Origin of the sequence: Acutalibacter sp. 1XD8-36, from assembly GCF_009917525.1 — a bacterium.
Lineage (GTDB): Bacteria > Bacillota > Clostridia > Oscillospirales > Acutalibacteraceae > Acutalibacter.
Genome location: NZ_QZDU01000002.1, coordinates 386,633 through 404,012, shown reverse-complemented (window position 1 = coordinate 404,012; position 17,380 = coordinate 386,633). Strand labels below are relative to the sequence as shown.

Here is a 17,380-nt window from a genome sequence, read left to right as displayed (position 1 = left end):
GCAGGGGTATGAAGAAAATATTAGAACCCCAGGTGCCTTTCCCGGTGGACGCAGAGTCGGACAATTTTACTGCGGCGCTGGCGTCGGCGCTGGTAACTGCCAGGGGGTATACAGGGGAGAAACCATATTGGTGCGCGTCAAAGCGCCGCCATTGTATCCACTGCAGTCCCTGCGGCGATAACCTGCTGGAGCGGCACCAGCTGTCAATTTACCACTGCCTTCTGACAGTGTCCACGCTTGCCTTTGGCTTTGATTATCCCTGGGATGACAGCGTGGGCCAGCATAGTTTGCCGGGCTTCCCATGGGGCTGGCGCTGGGACGAAAGCTTCGTGGACAAGCTTGCACGATTTGCTGGGTTTACCTATGAGCGCTTTTACAGCGCTGGTGAAGAACTGCTTAAGGCTGTGAGAAGCGCCATTGACGGCGGCTTTCCGGCCCTGCTCCGCTTGGAAAATGAGATGGAGTGGCTGCTGGCGGCGGGCTATGAGAACGGCATGATATACGCCCTGGACTCAAAGCTCCACGCCCTGCCTGAGGGCTGGCAAAGCAGCCTTCGGGACGCCATTGTCATCACCGGAAACGCTAGGCCCGAGATGTCATATAAAGAACTGCTGGAACGCATTGAGAAAGCCCTCTCCTATGATAAGCATACGGAGCTTGAGGGTGTTGTTATGGATGTGCTGGACCATGTGACAGAGGAAAACGCCATGGACACCGCGGGCATGATATGCGGCATTACCGGGGTATTTATTGAAGCGAGATGGCACGCAGCCGAGGCGTTTTGTGGGGAGGAGAACCTGCTGTGGGATATTTGCACAGATAGGGAAATACATAGCAGGCTGAAAGATGTTTTTTCGGCGCGGTACATCATGGACGGAAATGACGAGACCCATGGTATTGGCTGGAAGATATGGGGGCTGATGGGAGTGGGGCCTGAGACTGGGTATAATATCACAGAACGGTCCGGGGATTTGATTTTGCAGAAGGGAACACAGGAAGGATTGAAGGCCATGCTTGCAAAGGTGCTTGAAAATGACCGAGTGGTATGTGCAGAAGTCCGGGCCTGTATTGAACAGCTTTAATATATCAGAAATATGGAAAGGGCAGGACGGACCATTTTGGTCTGTCCTGCCTTCGACTTCTTTAAGGGGTTACTCAAACTGCCTGTGCTCCTGCACCGCCTTATAGGACGGTCGGATTATCTTGCCGCTGCCCACCAATTCCTCAATCCGGTGGGCGCTCCAGCCCGCTATCCTTGAGATGGCAAAGATAGGGGTATACAGCTCCATAGGCAAATCGAGCATACTATAAATAAATCCGCTGTAGAAGTCCACGTTTGCCGAGACGCCCTTATATATCTTGCGGTCCTTGGCTATGGCCTCCACTGCCAGACGCTCCACGTTCTGATAGAGCCGGTACTCGGCGGTGCGCCCCTTTTCGCTGGAGAGGCCCTCCACGAAGCTTGCCATGGTCTTTGCCCGGGGGTCGGAGATGGAGTAGACGGCGTGGCCCATGCCGTAGATAAGGCCGGACTTGTCAAAGGCCTCCTTATGGAGGAGCTTTAACAGGTAGGCGCTTATCTCATTGTCGTCGTTCCAGTCCTTTACATGGGACTTGATGTCCTCAAACATCTGCACCACCTTTATGTTCGCGCCGCCGTGCTTGGGGCCCTTCAGGGAGCCGAGGGCTGCGGCTATGGCTGAGTAGGTGTCCGTGCCGGAGGAGGTGACCACGTGGGTGGTGAAGGTGGAGTTATTGCCGCCGCCGTGGTCGGCGTGCAGAATCAGGGCTATGTCTAGGACTTTTGCCTCAAGGGCCGTGTACCGGCAGTCCGGGCGAAGTATGCGCAGGATGTTCTCGGCCGTGGAGAGGGCGGGGTCCGGCTGGTGTATAAACAGGCTCTGGCCGTCGTGGTAGTGCCTGTAGGCCTGGTAGCCGTAGACGGACAGGAGGGGGAACAGGGCGATAAGCTGCATACACTGGCGCAGGACGTTGGGGATAGAAATATCCTCGGCGTCTTCGTCATATGAATATAGGGTGAGGACGCTGCGGGCCAGGGTATTCATCATGTCGCCGCTGGGGGCCTTCATAATGATGTCCCGCACGAAGCTGGTGGGCAGGGTGCGGTAAAATGAGAGCAGCGAGCAGAACTCAGTGAGCTGCTGCCCGTCTGGATAGTCGCCAAACAGCAGCAGGTACGCTATGCGCTCATAGCCGAAGTTATCCTCCTTGGGCTGGCGGCGTATGAGCTCCTCAACGTCGTAGCCCCTGAAGTACAGCTTGCCCTCACAGGGCACGGACTTACCGTCCACGTTTTTGGTGGAAACTATCTCAGAGATATTTGTAAGGCCGGTGAGCACGCCTTTGCCGTTCAGGTCGCGCAGGCCGCGCTTTACGTCAAACCGGGTATAGAGCTCGGGGTCTATGCGGCTGTTTTCCACACAGAGCCGAGAGAGGGACTTTATCTCAGGCCTTATCTCGGAATAGACAGACATATGCAAATCTCCTTTCTTTTATGAGGTTTGTCGGCAAATAAATTATATTTAGTCTTTATTATACTAAAGTTATCAGCCCCGCGCAAGGGGAAAATTGTAAACAAATAAAGAACGATACTGAAGAAAGAAGGGAAAGCTTTGCAGAAGCTGATAGGATTTGTTAAAAACATAGTGGTGCTTGCCAGCGTATGCGTATGTGTGTGGTGCGCCTGGGAGAGCCTGGGGGCGTGGTTTTCCGAGCGGGGCGGGGAGGCCTTTCTGTTTGCCGCCGGCATGGGAATAGAGGGCGCTCCGGAGAGCGAGACAGAGCAGGGGACGGGTCTGCCGCCGGAGAGCTCCGCTGTGCCGGAGGAGGTGCACACTGACGGCGCCCTGCCCGACGACGGAGTCGTGCCATTCCACAGCGACCTGCTGCCGGGCTTCACCGCCACTCCGGACCCCAACAGGAGCAGCGGGACGGTGGAGGAGATACAGCTGGACGGGGGCACGCCTATCGATAATTTCTTTGTGCGGGACAGCACGGAGTCGGGGACAGACCTTGCCGCCGAACTTCTGGAGAGCCCGGACGTGCATATTAAAGGCGACGGCAGCGTGGAGGTGCTGATATACCATACCCACACCAGCGAGGCATACTCAAAGGAAGACTCCGGCTTTTACTATACGGATATGGAGACCCGGACACAGAATCAGGACATGAGCGTTGTGGCTGCCGGGGAGGAGCTGGCGAAGGCTCTTGAATCCAGGGGAATCGGGGTGGTGCACGACAAGACGGTGAACGACCTGGCATATAACGGCTCCTACTCCCGGTCTTGGGAGGTGATACAGAAAAATCTAGCCGAGCACCCGGGGATACAGGTGACGATAGACCTGCACAGGGACTCCATGACGACCGAGAGCGGGGTGAAGTATAAGCCCACGGCCCAGATAGAGGGGAGGAAGGCTGCCCAGGCCATGCTCCTTGCAGGGTGCGACGCGTCGGGGGACTGGGGGGATTTCCCGGACTGGGAGTGGAATCTGCGGCTGATATTAAGGGTGCAGCAGAAGGCCCAGGAGCTGTATCCTGGGCTGATGAGGCCGATGAGCTTTTCAAACAGCAAGTACAATATGAACGCCACAAGAGGCTCAATGCTCATTGAGGTGGGCACGGAGGTGAACACCGCGGCGGAGGCAAGGTATACCGGGAGGCTTCTCGGGGAGATATTGGCAGAGACTTTATTAGGGCTGGAATAATTTCGTGAAAATCAGCCACGATACCTTTTAAAGAGAGATAGAGAGATAAAATAAGAAAGGTATGTGGCTTTAGTGAGACAGGAGTGGAGGTCGTTTTGGCTGGGGTTTGGTATTGCAATGTTCGTGCTGATTACCGGGCTCGGGCTTTTGAAGGTGGACTATGAGGGCAGGAAGCTGAGCTTTGGGGACGACACGCCGGTAGCGAAGGTGGAGCGCACGGCCTATGGCACGGAGCTTAAAGTAAAGGCCTTTGGACGAAAGGAGACATGGGACGTGACGGGACTTGACAGGGCCTGGGAATTTATATGTGACTTCGGGTGCATACCTCATGAGTGAGATTATATTGGAGAGCATGAGCAGGGCGGTGGGGTATGGAGGATGGGGAATTGTCATGATGGGTGTGCTGGTCGTTATGGTGGGGATGATGGCCGGCGGGCGCAGAAGGTGCGGCAGGGTGACGGTGCCGGTGGGCCGGGAGCGGGAAAAAATCACGCGGACCAGGTAGGCCACTAAAGCATGGCGCTCCCCAAGGTCTTGACGCCGCGCAGGGCGGGCGGCGCTAGATGTCCTGTTTACACCCAGTTAACGGTTTGTTTACAGTTTATTTTCTAAAAAAGAAATAAATTTGGGGCCAAATAAGCTATAATATGTGCTGTACAAACGTATCTCAATACGAAAATTCTCCCCTTAGGAAGGATGATACAGCATGAAAATTACCCGCAAAAGGCGGCTGACCTGCCTGATAATGGCAGTGGTTATGCTGCTGATGATGCCCCTGGAGGCAGTGGCAAGGACTACCGAGGAGGTAAAGGCCGAGCAGGAGGCTCTTGAGGCCGAGCGTCAGGAATTGCAGGCGAGGCTTGAGCAGCTGAAGGAGGACACCGCGAAAAAGCAGGAATATCAGGAGACCCTGCAGAAGCAGATAGAAGTGCTGGAGGACCAGATACGCACGGCGAGAAACGATATTGAGGAGCTGAACGCCAGCATTAACGAGCTGACCATGAAGCTTGACGCCTCTGAGGAGGAGATAGCCGACACTATCGGCCAGTTCAAGGAGCGGGTGGCGGCAATATACAGGGCGGGCAGCGTAAGCTCCCTGGAGATACTGCTGAATTCCAACAGCCTGAGCGATTTTACCATGCGCTCCGAAATGCTCAGCACCATGAGCATGAGGGACCAGGAGATGATAAACAAGATAGCCGAGTATATGGACGCCACTAAGGACGAGCGCGAGGAGTGCGAGGCCGAGAAGAAGCTGGTGGCGGATTTGAAAAAGAGCATGGAGCACAAGCAGAAGGAGCTGGATGGGCTCTATGCGGAGAATGCCCAGGCTATCGCGGACCTGGAGGGCAGGCAGAACGACACAAACCACGCCCTTGAGCAGAACGCTGAGGAGATACAGAAGCGTGATGAGGAGATACAGCGCCTTATAGAGGAGGAGCGCAAGCGCCAGGAGGAAGAGGAGCGCAGGCGCCAGGAGGCCGCGGCCAACGGTGGCAACGGCAGCTACAGTGAGATTGGCGGCGGCGGTGAGACCGGGAACGTGGACTGGGTGCCGGACGGCACCACAAACGGCGTTTCAGGCTTTAACCCCACTTGGCCCATGCCGGGAGTTACATATATCTCCGACGAATTCGGCGGGTCTAGAGGGCACGGCGGGATGGATATAGCCGGAGCGTCCGGTACACAGATTGTTGCGGCAGAATCGGGTACGGTCATAAGGTCCCATATGGCAGACTCGTGGGGCTGGGGCTGGGGATATCATGTGTATATCTACCATAATGATACATACAGCACGCTGTATGCCCACATGAGCGCCACAGCGGTGTCCACAGGTGAGTATGTGACCAAGGGCCAGGTCATTGGGTATGAGGGAAGCACTGGCGACTCTACCGGGCCGCACCTGCACTTTGAGGTCTGGCAGAACGGGACCAGGGTAAACCCGAGGCCGTTCCTGTTCGGGTAAAATAAAAAAGCAAGAGACTGGCGGCTGCCGGTCTCTTTTTTTATTTTGAGGCTTACCTTTCTATTTGGGTTGCCGTCTAATAGGTATAGCCGGCGAAGTTCAAAGGAGGTGTTCTTCCTCTTTCGGACTGCGTCAACTATACTATATAGGCTTGAGGAGGGCCGGATTATGGAAAAAGAAAACTTGAGAATGGTGGAATATCCAAAGACGGAGGTGCACTGGAGCGTGAAACTGTTGGCGTGGGCGTGGATAATGGCGGTGGTGTTTATCATCGGGATGGTGCTGGGCGGGATAACCGGCTGGCAGGAGGAGACAGAGGAGGGGCTGAGGGCAGTTGAGGCCTGGGGCGACGCTGTGCTGGAGGTCCCGGCCCTGGACCAGCGGGATGGGTTCCCCAGAGGCTGTGAGAGCGTAACGGCGGTGATGGCCCTGAACTACGTAGGGATTGATATATCCACTGACGAGTTTGTGGACAAGTATCTGCCCAGAGGGAGCGCACCCTATGAGGTGGACGGAACATATTACAGCCCGGACCCGATGGAATACTTTTTAGGCGAGCCCAGGTCCGAGGACGGCTGGGGGTGCTACGCGCCGGTGATAAAGAGCGCTGTAGGAAGGGTGCTGAAGGATATGGGCTCTGAGCGCGAGGTGGAGGACCTGTGCGGGCTGAGCCTGGAGGAACTGGTGGACGGATACATAAGAGAGGGCGTGCCGGTAATGATATGGGCCACCCGGGGGATGGAGGAGCCCAGATACGGCGCCACACTGACCGTGGAGGGGAGCGGGCGGCGGTTTGACTGGATACAGCCGGAGCACTGCCTGCTGCTGGTGGGAGAAAAAGAGGATACATACCTGCTTAATGACCCTTTGGAGGGCAAGACAGTGGCATATAAAAAGCAGGCTGTCCAGAGGGCCTATGAAGCCCTGGGCAGCCAAGCACTTGCCATTAATGGATACGCGCGAAGCGAGAAGGGGTCCAGGGGGCGCGCCCCCTGGCAGGGTTTGGGGCAGCGCCCCAATACCGTCCTGCCAAGCGAAGCGTAGGCTCTACAGTCTCAAATCTTATACCGAAGCAGCATCTCCTTATCCTCCCCCGGCACCCTATAAGACTCCCGAATCTTCTGAATAGACTTGTTCTGTGTAAACTTAGGCAGCACCTTCCTTTTCAGCAGCAAAAGCGTCTTTTGGGGAAACTTCACATAGCAGACAGACACAGCCCAGGCCGCAGCCATGCGGACATAATACTGCTCCTGGGTAAGCGCCTCAATATGGTCAAGCCCAGCCTGTATGTAATCGGGCTCCACAAAACACCCCAGAAACATAACCAGGGCAAAGCGCGCATAGAACTCCCGGGGGTCTGCAAAAAGCGGCTCAATAAGCTGCCACATAAGGGTCTTGTCCTCTGCGGAGCGGAGCTTGAAGCTGGAGCAGAAGGTATCGCAGACAGCCCAGTTATCTATCAGTGGCAGAAAGCTCTCTATGAGCGGGATACGCTCTGAAAGAGGCCGTTTCATGCCCGCTATCACCATCCCCCGGAGCATTATCTCTTCATAGGACCCTGGACAGCTTACGGAGAGGAAGCCATCAGGGTCAGCCTTGACAATAGCCCGGGCAATCTCCCGAAGGGCCGGGATTCGCACGCCGTAGGCGATGGAGGTGCCGGGGATAAGGCTCTCATGGAAGGCCTTATATTTGGTGTCACCGAGCTCAGAGAACTTATCGAGAATAGCGGAGTAGTCAGATTCAGAGAAGCTCATGCCTCAACATCCATGGGTACAAGCCGGTTTATAAGCTCGAGCATATTGGGCATTGACCGGGACTTATCGAAGCCCGCGCAGTTCTCCCGCATGGCCTGAAGGTGTTTTTTCTCCTGAAGAAGCTGGGATATCTCCTTTGCGAAATTCCCGTCCTTCTCTATGCGCACGCACATATCGTGGGTCTTCAGGAAATTTGCGTTGTCCTCCTCCTGGCCGGGGATGGCGTCGAAGACCGCCATAGGCAGGTTGCAGGCCAGGGCCTCGGAGACGGTGAGGCCGCCGGGCTTGGTAACTAGCAGGTCGGCGGCGTGCATGTACTTCTCGACCTCGTCGGTGAAGTAGAAAAGCCGGGTGGGAATTGGCGGGTTTTGGCCTATCTCTTTCTCGAAGGCCTCAAAGAGCTTCTGATTTCGGCCGGTTATTACGATTATCTGCATTTTTACATTTGTCTCCGCAAGGTCCCTATAGAGCTTGATAATGTTTGAGACGCCGAAGCTGCCTGCCATAAACAGGAGGGTGGGCAGTTCCGGGTCTAAATCCAGCTGACGCAGGAGCATCCCCTGGTCCTGGCGGTCGAAGAACACGCCGTGGACCGGTATGCCGAAGGGGTTTATCTTCTTCTTGGGCACGCCGAACTCCATAAGCTCCGGTACCATATCGTCGCTGGCCACCACATAGCTGTCCACTTCGTCTGCAATATAGGCCCTATGGGCGCCGTAGTCTGTGATAATGCAGATAAGCGGCGCAGAGACCAGGCCGTCGGACTTGAGGGCCGCGACCATCTCCGTTGCAAAGGGGTGGGTGGTGATTATCACGTCCGGGCGGGAGCTCTCAATGGTGGGGTACAGAAGGTTGCTGAAAAGCCCGCTGAGCTTTGGGACAAGGTGCGAGATAACATTCTGCTTATTGGTGCGTTTATATAGCTTGCCGAAGAGCATGGGGGCTTTTTTAGCCATGAACAGATAGCTGTCGCAGACGGTCTTGTCAAGAAGCCTGCCCACGGCTTTAAGGCAGTCCACGTTCTCCACCTCCCAGCGGGTGTTCTCCCGGATGTACTGCTCAATAGCGTTGGCGGCTCTGATATGCCCGCCTCCGGTGGCGGCGGTGAGAAGCATTATTTTCATTTTGGGGCTCCTTATTTGTGGGATATTTATTGAACTGATTATACCATGCAGGTGAAAATCTTTCCAGCTTTTTTAACAAAGCGTAAGTTATTTGTAAGCAGTTTGGAACCATAATATATTATGGGAAAAAAATATAACAAAATTGATACCAAATTCATATGTTTCCCGGCTTTACATTTCCGAAAAGGCAGTATATAATAATAGGACAGGCACTATATTGAAACTTACCCGCCAATAGCGGGAGGAAGGATAAGGCGATGGCGAATTGGGACGGCGGAATTAACTGGAGAAGGATAGGGGCGTTTACGGCAGCGGTGCTGCTGGCGCTTACATTAGGAGCGTGCAAGGGGAAGGACGCAGAGGAGAGCTCTGAGCCGGAGGTTTCCTCAGTGACTAACGGAACAGTGTTCCCCGAGGGAACGGAGATAGGCGGCATAAATATCGGCGGCAAGACCAAGGAGGAGGCCCTGGAGATAGCAAAGGGCGCTATGGAGGAGGCCGTCAATGGGCTGGAGATAACCGTCACCTTTAAGGATGATACAGTGTTGTTAAAGGACGGGGACTTTACTATAAAGGATGTGCTGGAGCTGTCCCTGCCGGATATGCTGGAGAGCGGCAAGGCCGAGAAGTATGAGCTGCCCTTTGTGGCGGACCTCTCCCCTGAGGGTGAGCGCAAGCTCACCGAGGCGGCGAAGACCTGCTTCCAGGAGGGCAAGGACGCGTCCATAGAAAAATTCGACACCAGCGCAGGCCAGTTTGTCTTTACCGAGGAGCAGGCCGGCAGCAGGGTAGATTTGGCGGCGACCCTCAGAAACGTCAGGCAGCTATTGGCCCAGAAGCACGGCGGGGCAATACAGGCGGAGTTTGTGGAGAGCAAGCCCAAGGTGACGAAGAAGTACCTTGAGGAGAACTTCAAGATGCTCTCTACCTACAGCACCGTCTCCACCAATAACTCCAACGGCAACAGCAATATGGCCCTGGCCCTCTCGAAGGTGAACGGCACGATTCTGCAGCCCGGCCAGGAGTTCTCCTATAACGGGACCACCGGCGACAGCACAGACCCCTCTGCGGGATGGCTCCCGGCGGCCGGGCTTGTGGGCGGCATGAGCGTACAGGTCTACGGCGGCGGCATATGCCAGGGGTCTACGACTGTGTATAACGCGGCGCTTATGGCTGGGATGGAGATAATCGAGCGGGACTGCCATGCCATCCCCTCCAGCTACTGTCCCATAGGCCTGGACGCTACAGTGGATTATGGAAGCATAGATTTTAGGTTTAGGAATTCCCTGAAGAACCCGGTATATATATCCTCGTGGATGGACGGCGTGACACTGACGGTGAACTTCTACGGAGTGTTCCCCGACGACTGGGACAATATAGAGCTGGGCTCTGAGCAGACCGGCTATGAGAATCCCAGGGACACGGTGGACTTTGAGGTTGACAGCTCGCTTGCAAAGGGCCAGTATGTGAGGAAGACCAGCGGGAACCCGGGGTATTATGCCAGTGCCTGGAGGATTTACTATAAGAACGGCGAGCAGGTACGCACGGAGGGACTGCCAAATTCCTACTATGGCTCTACCGGCAAGAGATATAAGGTGGGGCCCGGGACGGACACCTCCAAGGTGGACACCAGCAAGGAGAGCGGCACTACAGACCCCAAGCCCTCCCCTTCACCTGTACCCACGCCGAAGCCAAAGCCCACTGACGGCCCGACCCCTGTGCCGCCCCCGGTGGTGACGGCTACGCCGGAACCTACTCCGGAGCCAACACCTGAGCCCACGCCGGAGCCCCCGGTGGTGGAGCCCACCCCAGAGCCTCCTGTTGACGGCGGCGAAGGCGGCGAATAAACAGTAATACCAAAGGCTGCAGGTCTCTCCTGTGGCCTTTTTGCGGTTAAATAAAGAGTAAAAATATAAGCAAAAAGAGAGGAGAAGCGGCTTATGCGTGACGGTTTTTTCAGGGTGGCGGCGGCTACGCCCCAGGTTAAAGTGGCGGATGTGGAGGTAAACGCCGGAAGGATAGTTGAGCTTATCAGGGAGGCGGCGGATAAGGGCTGCGGGGCGGTCTGCCTGCCGGAGCTGGCGGTGACGGCCTATACCTGCGGGGATTTGTTCGGGAGCCGCGCCCTTATAAAGGCGGCTGAGGAGGCCCTTGGAAGGATACTTGAGGAGACAGAGGAGCTTGACATACTCTGCGTTTTGGGAATCCCCGTGGCGGTGGAGGGGTCCCTATACAATGGGGCGGCGGTGTTCCACCGGGGAAGGCTTTTGGGGCTGCCGGTTAAGAGCTTTATACCCAACTACTCGGAGTTCTACGAGGCCAGGTACTTTGCCCCGGCCCCAGAGCCAAGGGAAACAGTCTTCTGCGGGCAGCGGGTATGGCTTGGCGGGAAGCTCCTGTTTGAGTGTGAGAATGTGCCGGAGCTCATAGCAGGGGTGGAAATCTGCGAGGACCTGTGGGGGCCGGAGCCGCCAAGCGCGGGGCTGTGCAAAAACGGCGCCACGCTGATATTTAACAGCTCATGCAGTGATGAGGTGGCAGGTAAGGCAGGGTACCGCCGGGACCTGGTGCGCATGTGGTCAGGGCATATTATAGGGGCCTATGTGTACTCGGACGCGGGACAGGGGGAGTCCACCGGGGATATGGTGTTCGCGGGCCACGATATTATCGCGGAGAACGGCGCGGTGCTCTCTGAGAGCCGGCTGTTCGACACCGGGCTGACTATAGCGGAGGTGGACCTTGAGAAGATATTGCAGGAGCGCAGGAGGAATAACACCTGGGTGAGCGAGAGGGAGCCTGAGTACGTCCGCATACCCTTTGGGTATAAGCAGGAGACCCTTGAGCGCTATAGCCCGGAGCGCACTTTCTCAAGGCAGCCCTTTGTGCCCAGTGACCCGGCAATACGCAGTGAAAGGTGCCAGCTTATACTCACCATGCAGGCCCAGGGGCTGGCGACGAGGTTAAGGCATACCGGGTGCAGGAACGCCCTTATCGCCTTCTCCGGCGGGCTGGATTCCACCTTGGCGGCGCTGGTGACTGTGAGGGCTTTTGATATACTGGGGCTTACTAGGAAGGGGATACTCACAATCTCAATGCCCTGCTTCGGCACCACCGAGAGGACTAAGCGCAACGCCGAGGTCATGGCCCGGGAGCTTGGGGTAGACTTTAAGGAGATACCCATCGGGAAGACGGTGCTGAGCCATTTTGAGGATATCGGTCAGGACCCGGAGAACTATGACGCGGCCTTTGAGAATGCCCAGGCCAGGGAGCGCACACAGGTGCTCATGGACATGGCAAACCAGAGGAACGGCCTGATGATAGGCACAGGGGACCTTTCGGAGCTGGCCCTGGGCTGGAGCACCTATAACGGCGACCATATGTCCATGTACGGAGTCAATGCAGATGTGCCAAAGACCCTTGTGCGGCATTTGGTGAGGTTTGAGGCCCAGAGGCTTGGGGGTAAGCTGGGAGAGGCGCTGTTTGACGTGCTTGACACGCCGGTGAGCCCGGAACTGCTGCCGCCAAAGGACGGTGAAATATCCCAGAAGACCGAGGAGCTGGTGGGGCCCTATGAGCTCCACGACTTCTTCCTGTACCAGCTGCTGCGCCATGGCTTCGGGCCCGGGAAGATATACCGCATGGCCTGCAGGAGCTTTGCGGGGGAGTATGGGCCGGAGGTCATAAAGGGCTGGCTGAAAGTGTTCTGCCGCCGGTTCTTCTCCCAGCAGTTCAAGCGCTCATGCCTACCGGACGGACCCAAGGTGGGCACGGTGAGCGTTTCCCCAAGGGGAGACTGGCGTATGCCCAGCGACGCCAGCTCCGCGGTTTGGCTTAAAGAGATAGAGGGGCTTTAATTATATTTGAGGTGAGCTTATGAAAAATATTTTAGTGACTATACCCGTGTCACAAAAGCAGAGGAAGGATTTGGAACAGGAGGGCGCCTCGGTGCGCTACAGGCTTGGGGAGGCGCTGCCCTCCGGACGGGGAGGCGCGCTGCCATTCCCGGACCTTTTAAGTGCGGATATGGTGACAGAGGAGGATATAGCCTGGGCGGACGCAATACTGGGCAATGTAAGGCCGGAGATTTTGAAGGGCGCGAAAAAATTAAAATGGCTTCAGACAAGCAGCGCCGGGGTTGAGTTTTACACCGCGCCCGGGACCATGCCTGAGGGCGCTGTGCTTACAAACGCCACAGGGGCCTATGGCCTGGCTATCTCCGAGCATATGCTTGGAATGCTTCTGATGATATATAAGAAGCTGGAGCTTTATAGGGACGCACAGCTCAAAGAGGACTGGGCGGGCCAGGGGGAGGTGCGCACCCTGCTTGGTGCGACGGTGCTTATAATGGGCATGGGCGATATCGGCGGAAGCTTCGGGAAGCTCTGCAAGGCCATGGGAGCCTATGTGATAGGCCTTCGCAGAAGGGACGGCAGTAAGCCCGGCTATGCCGATGAGGTCCGTCTGACCGGGAAGCTGGACGAGCTGCTGCCCAGGGCGGATGTTGTGGCGGTGACCCTGCCGGGGACTCCCGAAACCAGGGGAATGCTTGATAAGGAGCGGATAGGCAGGATGAAGCCCGGGGCTGTGGTGCTAAACGTGGGCCGGGGGTATATTATTGACACCGAGGCGCTCTGTGACGCTTTAGAGAGCGGCCATATAGGCGGGGCGGGCCTGGACGTTACCGAGCCGGAGCCGCTTCCCAAGGGGCACAGGCTATGGGGGCTGCCCACGGCTGTTGTCACCCCCCATGTGTCCGGCGGGTACCACCTATATGAGACCCACCAGAGGATAGTGGACATATTCACTGAGAACCTTAGCCGCTTCCTCAGCGGCGGGGAGCTGAAAAATTTGGTGGACTTTGAGACCGGCTACAGGAAGCTTTAAGGGGATTTCAGGAGATTATGGAACATTATCTGGATAATTCCGCAACCACTCGGGTGCTGCCAGAGGCAGCAGAAGAGGCCATGAGGCTGATGGTCTCGGACTTTGGCAACCCCTCCTCTCTGCACAGCATGGGCTTTCAGGCAAAGAAGGAGCTTGACTCTGCAAGGGAGGCTATAGCCAGAAGACTGGGAGCCCTGCCGGAGGAGATAATCTTTACCGGCGGGGGCACAGAGGCCAATAATCTGGCTGTATTGGGTGCGGCCCGGGCCAGAAAGCGCATGGGGCGGCATATTGTCACAACTAAAATCGAGCATGATTCGGTGCTGAATGCCTGTAAGCAGCTGGAGAGCGAGGGGTTTGAGGTGGCCTATCTCTCCCCGGGGGCCAATGGGAATATAAGCCCTGACGAGATTGAGAGGGCCATTAGGAACGATACTGTTTTAGTTAGCCTCATGCTCTGTAATAACGAGACCGGGGCGATACTGCCGGTACAGGCGGCGGCAAGGGCCATCAAGAGGAAAAAGGCTCCGGCGCTTCTGCATACGGACTGCGTGCAGGGCTTCTGCAAGCTGGACTTCACCGTGAAGGGCCTGGGAGCCGACCTGTGCACGGTAAGCGGGCATAAGATCCACGGGCCTAAGGGCATAGGCGCCCTGTATGTGAAGAAGGGAGTGCGGCTGCTGCCCATAGTCCACGGAGGCGGCCAGGAGCGCGGTATCCGCTCCGGGACGGAGAGCCTGCCGCTTATAGGGGCGTTTGCAGCGGCTGTTGGGCTGGCACCCAGGGCGGCGGAGACATTGGGTAGGATAGGTGCGCTGAGAGGGCTTTTGCTAAAGGGCCTGGAGGAGGTTCCGGGCATTGAGGTGAACTCCCCGGAGGACGGCCTGCCGTATATTGTAAACCTGTCGGCTGTTGGGGTGCGCGCGGAGACCATGTTGCACTTTCTGGCGGGCAGAGGGGTGTATGTGTCTGCGGGGGCGGCCTGCGGGAGGGCAAAGCCCAGCCATGTGCTGGAGGCCATGGGGCTTCCCCGGGAGCGGGTGGCCTCGGCACTGAGGGTCAGCTTTTCCAGGTTCAGCACGGATGAGGATGTATATGCCCTTATAGAGGGCCTGAGGGCAGGGCTTTCGAGCCTTGAAAAGGAGAGGTAGAATGGGGAAGTATAAGGCTGTTTTCTTTGACAGGGACGGCACCCTGGTGCGGGGGGACCCGGAGTGGACGGCTTTCCGCAACAACTGCATTAAAGAGTGGAGCGGCAAGAATCTCAATAACTCATACGACTACTTCATGGAGGTCTTTAACCGGGTGCTCAAGGGGAATTTCCCCTTTGCGCCGTATCATACGGTGGAGGAGGAGATGGCGTTCTTTAAGCAATGGTACCTCTATGTTTTCGACGACCTGGGTATAACAGAGAAGCGCTCTGAGCGGGCTGATATGCTGGTGGAAAAGCTCTGGTACTTAAAGAAGCTGCCATACCCTGAGACAGCTGAGGTGTTGGAATATTTTAAGTTCAAGGGGTATAAGCTGGGGGTAATAAGCGACTCCGCGCCGTCCTTAGAGATGACTTTACTTGACTGCGGGCTGCATAAGTATTTCACCAGCTTCACCGCCAGCTCCTTAGTGGGGGCGGAGAAGCCGGACCCCATTATATTCAACGCCGCCCTAGAGGCCCAGGGAGTCACAGCAGAGGAGTCGCTGTATGTGGACGACTACAGGCCCGAGGCCGAGGGGGCAAGGAAGCTGGGCTTTACATCCTTTCTTTTGGACAGGCAGGGCATAGAGCCCGAAGACCAGTGGACCATCGGAAACCTTAGGGAGCTGGTGAATTTTGTGGAGCGAAACAGGAGGTAATTTATGCGAGAGGTCATACTGCTGAAGCTGGGGGAGATAGCCCTCAAAGGGCTTAACCGCCGTAGCTTTGAGGAGATAATGATGAAGAGTATACGCCGCCGGTTGGTGAGCGCCGGGGAATTTTCGGTAACTTCAAGGCAGTCCACAATTTATGTGGAGCCCCTTAATGACAGCGCCGATATGGACATGGCGGAGGAGCGCTGTGCGAAGGTCTTTGGCGCGGTGGGCTATACCAGGGCCGGGGCGGCTGAAAAGGAACTGGCTAAAATACAGGAGAGTGCTGAGGCGTATTTGCGGGAGGAGCTTGAGCTGGCAGACACCTTTAAGGTCGAGTGCAAGCGCAGCGACAAGAAGTTCCCGCTGAAATCACCGGAGATAGCCGCCGGGGTGGGGGCGTACCTGCTGGAGAAATACCCTCACCTGCGGGTGGATGTGCATGAGCCGGATGTGACCGTGTGGGTGGAGGTCCGGGAGGAGCACGCCTTTGTCCACGCCGACGCGCGGCCCGGGGCCGGAGGGATACCTGTGGGCTGCGGAGGAAAGGCGGCGGTGCTTATAAGCGGGGGGCTGGACAGCCCTGTGGCCGCGTGGACCATGGCAAAGCGCGGGGTGGAGCTGACGGCTATACACTTTTCAAGCCCACCATACACCAGTGAGCTGGCCCATGACAAGGTAGTGCGGCTGCTGAGAAAGGTGAGCGAGTATTCGGGGAGGATAAAGCTTATCACCGTGGAGCTCACCCGCCTGCAGGAGGAGATTCGGGACCGCTGTCCCGAGGAGCTGGGGACGGTGATACTGCGCCGGTACATGCTCCGGGCGGCCCAGGCCATAGCCCGGGAGGAGGGCTGCTTGGCGCTTATCACCGGGGAGAGCCTGGGACAGGTGGCCAGCCAGACCATCCAGGCCATAGCCTGCACGGACGCGGTGGTGAGTATGCCGGTGTTCAGGCCGCTTATCGGCAGCGATAAGGCTGAGATTGTGAAGACTGCCAGGAGGATTGACACCTATGATATCTCCATAGAGCCCTATGAGGACTGCTGCACCATCTTTACGCCCAAGCACCCGCGCACCAAGCCAAATCTGGAGATGGTAGAGCGGGGCGAGGGGGCAATAGACGGCGAGACCCTGCTTAGAAAGGCGCTGGAGGATGTGAAGACTATGTATGTCAACGCATATGAAAATGCGGGGAGATAAGTATGAAAAATATAACTACAAAGCAGTTCAGCATATTAAGTGACCATATGGACATATACCAGTTCATGCTGGACATCTTTTCATCAACCCGGTGGAGAGGCGTGCCCGCGCCCTTTTGGGAGTATGCACTTGTGTCCGACTGGATGGACAAGTCCTATCTGCATAGGTGCAGGATATGGAAGGACGGGGAGAAGATAGTGGGCTTCTGCTTCCACGAGAATCCGGTGAGCGAGATATATTTCAGCCTGCGGGAGGGCTATGAGGAGCTTGCGCCGGAGATGGTGGAGTACGCCGAGAGGCATATGCCCCGCACAGAGGGCCGGCAGCAGCTGGTGCTGGTGGGGGACCAGAGGGAGTTTGAGAGTGCTGCAAAAGCGGCGGGCTTCACCCAGTGCGGAGGCTATGATAGTATGGTATATGACTGCTCAAAGCCACTGGAGTACCGGCTCCCCGAGGGATATAGCTTTACTGAAATGGGAGGCGTGGACGAGGCAAAGGCCTGCGAGTGCTGCTGGAAGGGCTTTGACCATGAAACAGAGGAAGGGCCATGGAACGGCGAGTATGAGTACGCCTTTGAGCTGGTAAACGCCCCGCACGCCACCACGAAATATGCTTTAGCAGTGATGAACAGTAAGGGCGAGTACGTCTGCTATGCCGGAATGTGGTGGGTGAAGGAGAACAGGCTGGCATATCTCGAGCCCCTTTGCACCGTGCCAGAGTACAGGCATAAGGGCATTGCCGCGGCGGCGCTGTCGGAGCTCTACAGGCGGCTGAAGCCGCTGGGTGCCACCCATATGACCGGGGGCGGGAATGAGTTCTATTCAAGGATTGGATATGAGCGGCGGGTGCCGTGGACGTTTTGGAAGAAGTGAGAGGAGG

16 protein-coding genes are annotated in these 17,380 nt (G+C 56.7%); 13 read left to right on the top strand and 3 right to left on the bottom strand.

Features of this window, described 5'->3' with window-relative positions; genetic code table 11:
• Positions 1-8 precede the first annotated feature (8 nt).
• Positions 9-1,082 (top strand): hypothetical protein, encoded by a 1,074-nt coding sequence (locus D5270_RS05445; RefSeq protein ID WP_166543126.1) that lies wholly within the window; start codon positions 9-11, stop codon positions 1,080-1,082.
• Between the two features lie 69 nt (positions 1,083-1,151).
• Here D5270_RS05445 and D5270_RS05440 read toward each other — a convergent pair whose 3' ends face one another.
• Complete coding sequence (locus tag D5270_RS05440) at positions 1,152-2,495, bottom strand: citrate/2-methylcitrate synthase (protein ID WP_166543125.1); 1,344 nt, start codon at positions 2,493-2,495, stop codon at positions 1,152-1,154.
• A gap of 138 nt (positions 2,496-2,633) precedes the next feature.
• On the opposite strand from D5270_RS05440, the gene spoIIP reads away from it, so the two are divergent.
• The 5 genes from spoIIP (at position 2,634) to D5270_RS05415 (ending at position 6,735) form a co-directional block, all read left to right on the top strand.
• On the top strand, positions 2,634-3,725 hold the full coding sequence (gene spoIIP, locus D5270_RS05435) for a stage II sporulation protein P (protein ID WP_166543124.1): 1,092 nt from the start codon (positions 2,634-2,636) through the stop codon (positions 3,723-3,725).
• Between the two features lie 63 nt (positions 3,726-3,788).
• Positions 3,789-4,061 (top strand): hypothetical protein, encoded by a 273-nt coding sequence (locus tag D5270_RS05430; protein ID WP_166543123.1) that lies wholly within the window; start codon positions 3,789-3,791, stop codon positions 4,059-4,061.
• A complete protein-coding gene (locus D5270_RS05425) occupies positions 4,054-4,230 on the top strand; it encodes a hypothetical protein (RefSeq protein ID WP_166543122.1) in 177 nt (58 codons plus the stop codon). The genes D5270_RS05430 and D5270_RS05425 overlap by 8 nt, the downstream gene beginning before the upstream one ends.
• Before the next feature lie 201 nt (positions 4,231-4,431).
• Positions 4,432-5,691, top strand: a complete 1,260-nt coding sequence (locus tag D5270_RS05420; protein WP_166543121.1) for a murein hydrolase activator EnvC family protein — start codon at positions 4,432-4,434, stop codon at positions 5,689-5,691.
• Between the two features lie 168 nt (positions 5,692-5,859).
• Complete coding sequence (locus D5270_RS05415; RefSeq protein ID WP_166543120.1) at positions 5,860-6,735, top strand: C39 family peptidase; 876 nt, start codon at positions 5,860-5,862, stop codon at positions 6,733-6,735.
• Between the two features lie 11 nt (positions 6,736-6,746).
• Here D5270_RS05415 and D5270_RS05410 read toward each other — a convergent pair whose 3' ends face one another.
• A complete protein-coding gene (locus tag D5270_RS05410) occupies positions 6,747-7,448 on the bottom strand; it encodes a DNA alkylation repair protein (protein ID WP_166543119.1) in 702 nt (233 codons plus the stop codon).
• A complete protein-coding gene (locus tag D5270_RS05405; RefSeq protein WP_166543118.1) occupies positions 7,445-8,572 on the bottom strand; it encodes an MGDG synthase family glycosyltransferase in 1,128 nt (375 codons plus the stop codon). The genes D5270_RS05410 and D5270_RS05405 overlap by 4 nt, the downstream gene beginning before the upstream one ends.
• Before the next feature lie 257 nt (positions 8,573-8,829).
• Here D5270_RS05405 and D5270_RS05400 point away from each other — a divergent pair, with 257 nt between their 5' ends.
• The 7 genes from D5270_RS05400 to D5270_RS05370 all read left to right on the top strand — a co-directional run bounded on the left by D5270_RS05400 (position 8,830) and on the right by D5270_RS05370 (position 17,373).
• Positions 8,830-10,419 carry a VanW family protein gene (locus D5270_RS05400; RefSeq protein ID WP_166543117.1) on the top strand — a complete coding sequence of 530 codons (1,590 nt, stop codon included), beginning with the start codon at positions 8,830-8,832 and terminating at the stop codon, positions 10,417-10,419.
• Positions 10,420-10,512: 93 nt separating this feature from the next.
• Positions 10,513-12,426 (top strand): NAD(+) synthase, encoded by a 1,914-nt coding sequence (locus tag D5270_RS05395; RefSeq protein ID WP_166543116.1) that lies wholly within the window; start codon positions 10,513-10,515, stop codon positions 12,424-12,426.
• A gap of 19 nt (positions 12,427-12,445) precedes the next feature.
• Positions 12,446-13,456 (top strand): D-2-hydroxyacid dehydrogenase, encoded by a 1,011-nt coding sequence (locus tag D5270_RS05390; RefSeq protein ID WP_166543115.1) that lies wholly within the window; start codon positions 12,446-12,448, stop codon positions 13,454-13,456.
• Positions 13,457-13,473: 17 nt separating this feature from the next.
• A complete protein-coding gene (locus D5270_RS05385; RefSeq protein ID WP_166543114.1) occupies positions 13,474-14,607 on the top strand; it encodes a cysteine desulfurase family protein in 1,134 nt (377 codons plus the stop codon).
• A gap of 1 nt (position 14,608) precedes the next feature.
• A complete protein-coding gene (locus tag D5270_RS05380) occupies positions 14,609-15,307 on the top strand; it encodes an HAD family hydrolase (protein WP_166543113.1) in 699 nt (232 codons plus the stop codon).
• Between the two features lie 3 nt (positions 15,308-15,310).
• On the top strand, positions 15,311-16,501 hold the full coding sequence (gene thiI / locus D5270_RS05375; RefSeq protein ID WP_166543112.1) for a tRNA uracil 4-sulfurtransferase ThiI: 1,191 nt from the start codon (positions 15,311-15,313) through the stop codon (positions 16,499-16,501).
• A 2-nt stretch (positions 16,502-16,503) separates the two neighbouring features.
• A complete protein-coding gene (locus tag D5270_RS05370; protein ID WP_166543111.1) occupies positions 16,504-17,373 on the top strand; it encodes a GNAT family N-acetyltransferase in 870 nt (289 codons plus the stop codon).
• Positions 17,374-17,380: the final 7 nt, after the last annotated feature.